Here is a 468-nt window from a genome sequence, read left to right on the forward strand (position 1 = left end):
GGCCGTAATGGCTACACCAACCACCGGAGCAGATGTTGCTACCGCTGGCTGCAAAATGCTGTTGATGTGGTACAAATCATTGCCATAAGGCGTGATATCCTGCGTCGTTACAGCAAAAGTGACACACGGCTCGCCGGTTACGTTCTGGGCAATATCGACAAGGTCTTCACTGATCCGCAGCACATAGCCTTCACGTACCGTCGGAGAAATGGCAATACCTTTATGGTTGATGACGCGGTTCCCTTTGGTCGTATCTATCGACAGGATCGCTTCCATTTCGGGAGTCACTTCATATTGGTTCATCGTCAAAATATCTACGGGTGAATCCATAAATGGAACCGGATCATGGGGCTGAGTGGGTGCGTCCGGGCAAATATGTGTACAGATGATCACGTCTCCGTCAAGCACATCTCCTTTAGACTGCATAGACAAAAGCTTGGCCGCCGCCGCAATGGCCGCTGCCGCTCC

The 468-nt window shown here is 51.5% G+C and carries 1 protein-coding gene; it reads right to left on the bottom strand.

Translation table 11 applies throughout. The annotated features are described in order from the left end of the window. Window positions 1-468, bottom strand: a 468-nt coding sequence (locus tag WG8_RS28660) for a DUF1177 family protein (protein WP_007431423.1), incomplete at both ends; no start/stop codon positions are given.

Source organism: Paenibacillus sp. Aloe-11, from assembly GCF_000245715.1.
Lineage (GTDB): Bacteria > Bacillota > Bacilli > Paenibacillales > Paenibacillaceae > Paenibacillus > Paenibacillus kribbensis.